The following is a 4,684-nucleotide window of genomic DNA, read 5'->3' on the forward strand; positions in this document are numbered from 1 at the left end:
CGCGACCGGTTCGGCGCGGTGCACGCCGTGGTGCACAGCGCGGGCACCCTCGACGGTCGCGGCCTGCCCGACAAGGACTGGTCCGAGCTGAGGGCGGTGTACTGGCCGGCCGACCTCACCGACCGCACCGCGCTGACGGAGCTGGTCCGGCGAGTTCGCGACCGGTTCGGCGCGGTGCACGCCGTGGTGCACAGCGCGGGCACCCTCGACGGTCGCGGCCTGCCCGACAAGGACTGGTCCGAGCTGAGGGCGGTGCTGGCCCCCAAGCTCGTCGGGCTGCCGCTGCTCGACGCGGTCACCGCCGACCAGCCGCTCGACCTGTTCGCCATCTTCTCCTCGGCGTCCTCGCTGCTCGGTGACTTCGGGCAGGGCGACTACGCGGTAGCCAACCGGTTCGCCGACGAGTTCGCCCGGTGGCGGGAGCAGCACCACCGCCCGGGCCGGACGGTCGTGGTGGACTGGGGTCTCTGGCGCGACGGCGGGATGCGCCTGGACGGGGCCGAAGAGCTGTACCTGCGGGCGGCCGGGCTGGAATATCTCGAACGGGGGCCGGGCCTCGACGCGTTCGAGGAGGTGCTGCGCCGGGGGCTCACCCGGGCGGTGGTGCTGGCCGGCCCCCGGGCGTCCGTGGACCGGGTCGCCGGCCTGCTGGCCGTCGCGGAACCGGTCGTCGAGACGCCCGGGCCCGACCCGGACGACACCACCCGGCTGTACGAGGACCTCCGGCAGCTCGCCGCCGAGGTGCTGGAGACCGATCCCGGTCACCTCCAGGCGCACGAGAGCCTCAACGACCACGGCTTCGACTCGATAAGCATCCGCGACCTCGCGGACCGGGTCGGCGCGCTGCTGGGCATCCGGCTGTCGGCGACCGTCTTCTTCACCTCCGGCACCCTCGCCGGCCTCGTCGAGCACCTCCGCACCGCGCACCCGGACGCGGTCGCGGCCCACCTCGCCGACAAGCGCTCCGCGCGACCGCACGCCTCCGTGCCACTCACGGTCTCCGGGCCCACGCCGGCCGCAGCGCCATCGCCGCGCCCGCGCCACCGCCGGCTCCGGAGCCCGCGTTGGCTCCCGCGCCATCGTCGGCTCCGGTGCCCGCGTTGGCTCCGGTGCCTTTGTCGGCTTGGGTGCCCGCGTTGGCTCCCGCGCCATCGTCGGCTCCCGCGCCATCGTCGGCGCCGGTGCCATCGCCGCCCTCCGGGCTGGCGTCGGCCACCCGGCCGTCGCCCGCCTCCGTGATGGCCGCCCCGCTCGCCGGGCCGGTCGGCGGCACCGAGCCGATCGCCGTGGTGGGCATGGCCGGCGTCCTGCCCGGTGCCGGCGACCTCGACGAGTTCTGGTCGCACCTGGTGGCCGGGCGCGACCAGGTAACCGAGGTACCGGCGGACCGGTGGGACTGGCGCTCGGTCTTCTCGACCGATCCGCTTGCCGCCGGCCGGACCCGTTCCCGGTGGGGTGGCTTCCTCGACGGCGTGGACCGGTTCGACGCGCCCTTCTTCCGGATCTCGCCCCGGGAGGCCGAGCTGATGGACCCCCAGCAGCGGCTGCTCCTCCAGGTCGCCTGGGCCGCTGTGGAGGACGCGGGCTGGCGGATGTCGGCGCTCGCCGGCCACCGGGTCGGGGTGTACGTCGGCGCGCAGTTCACCGACTATCACCACCTGCTCCGGCAGGCCGGTGTGCAACGCGTTCAGGTGGGCACCGGGAACGTGCTGAACATGCTGGCCAACCGGCTCTCCTTCACGTTCGACCTGCGCGGGCCGAGCGAGACGGTCGACACGGCGTGCTCGTCGTCGCTGGTCGCGGTGGACCGGGCGGTGGCGGCGCTGCACCGGGGCGACTGCGCGTCCGCGATCGTCGGCGGCGTCAGCCTGATGCTCGATCCGTACTACTACGTGCTCGCCAACGAGGCGGGCGCGTTCTCCCCGACCGGGCGGTGCCACTCCTTCGACGCGGCGGCCGACGGTTACGTCCGCGGTGAGGGCGTGCTCGCCGTCGTCCTCAAGCCGTTGCGCGCGGCGATCCGCGACGGTGACCAGGTGCACGCGGTGCTGCGCGGCTCCGCCGTCAACCACGGCGGGCGGGCCAGCTCGCTGACCGCGCCGAACCTGGACGCCCAGGCCGAGGTGGTCAGCGCCGCCTGGGCGCGCGCGGGCGTCGACCCGACGACCATCTCCTACCTGGAGGCGCACGGCACCGGCACCTCCCTTGGCGACCCGATCGAGTACGACGCGCTGCGCCGCGCCGTCGACAGCTGGTCACGGACCGCCGGTCGGCCGGTGCCGGACACCGCCTGGTGTGCCCTCGGCACGGTCAAGACGCACATCGGCCATCTCGAACCGGCGGCCGGCCTGGCCGGGCTGGTCACCGTGGCGCTGGCGCTGCGACGGGGCGTCCTGCCCGGCATGCTGCACCAACGTTCGGCGAACCCGCTGCTGGACCTGGACACCGGCCCGTTCCGACTGCACGGCCGGACGACGCCGTGGCGGACAGCGGACGGCGGTCCCCGCCGCGCCGGTGTCTCCTCCTTCGGGTTCGGCGGCACGAACGCCCACGTGGTGCTGGAGGAACCCCCCGGCCACACCAGCGCGCGAGCCCACCCCGCCCCGCCCGCAGGTCGTCGTCCTCTCCGCCCGGGACGAGCCGCGCCTACGGGCGTACGCCGGGCGGCTCGCCGAGGCGCTGCGGCCCCCCGCGCCGGTCGCCCCGGCGGACCTGGACGCCCTCGGCCAGACGGTCGCCGAGCTGCTCGGCGTCGCCACCGAGGACGTCGACCCGGGCAGCACGCCGGCCGACCTCGGGCTGGACGCGTTCGCCCGGGCGGCGCTGGCCGCGCGGATCGGCGTGGCCGTCACCGACATCGACCCGCACCGTCCGCTGTCCGGGCTGGTCCCGGCCGACCCGCCGGCCCCGGCCTCCCGTCCCGAACTGGCCGACGTCGCCTTCACCCTGCAGACCGGCCGTGAGCCGATGGCGCAGCGGATCGCGGTGGTCACCAGCGACCTGGACCACCTGGTCGAGGTTCTTCAGGCGTACGCGTCCGGCGGCGACCCGGCCGGTCTGCGGCAGGGTCGTGCCGACGCCACCGACGACCTCGCCGACGCCCTGGTGTCCGGGTCGGCCGGCCGCGCCTACCTGGCGGCCCTCGTCGACCAGGGCGAGTGGCGGCAACTGGCGACCCTGTGGACCCGTGGCGTCGACGTGGACTGGGCGGCGGCGGATTCGGGGGGTGGACGGCGAATCTCCCTGCCCAGCTACCCGTTCGAGCCGCAGCGGCACTGGTTCACCGAATCGGCGGCGCCCCCCACCGAGCCCGAGCCCGTCCTGCCGCAGCTGTTCGCGCCGGTGTGGGTTCCGGCCGAGGAGCCCGATGTCGCCGACGGCGCGCCCGCCGGGCCGGTGTGGATCATGCACGACGCGGAGAGCAGCCGGCTCGCCGAGGCGCTGGCCGTCGGTCGCGACGCCCGCCTGATCCGGGCGGACGCCGCCCGGCTGCCGACGACCTCGCCGATCCGACCGGCGTCTACCTGCTGTCCGCCCCGGCCGGGCCGGTCACAGCGGATCGGGTGGACAGCGCCCAGCGCGACGGGGTGCTGGCCCTGCACCGGCTGGTCCGGTCGTTGGACCAGCGCGGCCACGGCGGGCGGTCACTGTGGATCTGCGTGGTCACCGCCGGGGTCTGCCCGGTCGACGACGCCGTCCCCGCGCCGCTCGCCGCCGGCCTGCACGCGCTGGCGGGCACCGTGGCACGGGAGTACCCGGCCTGGCGGGTCCGCGTCGCGGACCTGGCCGCCGGGGACGTGAGCGCCCCGCCGGCCGTGGTGTCCCGGCTCGTCGACCCCGCCCGGATCCCGGCGTCCGGGGCGGCCGGCGCGGCCGTCCTGCACCGCGACCGCTGGTACGTACGCGGCTTCCGACAGGTTCAGGGCGTGGCTCCGGCCGACGGCGGGCCGGTGCCCCGACCGGGCGGCGTCTACGTGATCCTGGGCGGGGCGGGCGCGTCGGCGGTGTCCTCGCCCACCACCTCGCCGCCGCCGGGTCGACAGTCGTGCTGCTCGGTCGCGGCGACCTCGGCGACCGGCAGCGGCAGGCCCTTGCCGAGATCGACAGCCGCGGCGGGACCGGTGTCTACCTGCGCGCCGACGCCAGCGACCCGGCCGCCCTGCGCGCCGCCAAGCAGGAGATCGTCGAACGGTTCGGCGCCGTGCACGGCATCGTGCACTCGGCGATCGTGCTGCGGGACCAGACGTTGCGGGCGATGGACGAGGACACGTTCCTCGCCGCGCTCTCGCCCAAGACGCGCGGCAGCGTGGCGTTCTGCGCCGAGTTCGCCGACCAGCCGCTCGACTTCGTGCTGTTCTTCTCGTCGGTGCAGTCCTTCGTGGGCAGCGGCGGTCAGGGCAACTACGCGGCCGCCTGTGCCTTCCAGGACGCGTACGCCCGACACCTGCGCGCGCTCGGCCAGCCCGTGACGGTCCTCAACTGGGGGTACTGGGGGAGCGTCGGCGTGGTGGCGACGCGGCGCACCGGCAGCGCCTCGCCGCCGACGGTGTGCACTCCATCGAGCCGCCCGAGGGGCTGGCCACGATGCGTCTCGCGCTGGGCGCCGCGCTGCCGCAACTGGTGGCGGTGCGGGCGGAACCGGCGGTGCTGCGCGGCACCCTGCCGGTCGTGGCGGAGCCGGTCC

The 4,684-nt window shown here is 75.8% G+C and carries 4 protein-coding genes; all 4 read left to right on the forward strand.

All coding sequences use genetic code 11. The features are described 5' to 3' along the window. A partial coding sequence (locus JM949_RS33735; protein WP_203152086.1) for a beta-ketoacyl reductase occupies window positions 1–1,239 on the forward strand: 1,239 nt, incomplete at its 5' end. After that, window positions 1,182–2,963 (forward strand): beta-ketoacyl [acyl carrier protein] synthase domain-containing protein, encoded by a 1,782-nt coding sequence (locus tag JM949_RS33740; protein WP_203152087.1) that lies wholly within the window; start codon window positions 1,182–1,184, stop codon window positions 2,961–2,963. The genes JM949_RS33735 and JM949_RS33740, both read left to right, overlap by 58 nt. A gap of 4 nt (window positions 2,964–2,967) precedes the next feature. Continuing rightward, on the forward strand, window positions 2,968–3,801 hold the full coding sequence (locus JM949_RS40090) for a hypothetical protein (RefSeq protein WP_407664871.1): 834 nt from the start codon (window positions 2,968–2,970) through the stop codon (window positions 3,799–3,801). Window positions 3,802–3,892: 91 nt separating this feature from the next. Beyond that, window positions 3,893–4,684: ketoreductase domain-containing protein (locus JM949_RS38220; RefSeq protein WP_255545709.1), on the forward strand; the 792-nt coding region annotated here is incomplete at its 3' end.

The sequence above is a fragment of the Micromonospora tarensis genome (genome assembly GCF_016803395.1).
Lineage (GTDB): Bacteria > Actinomycetota > Actinomycetes > Mycobacteriales > Micromonosporaceae > Micromonospora > Micromonospora tarensis.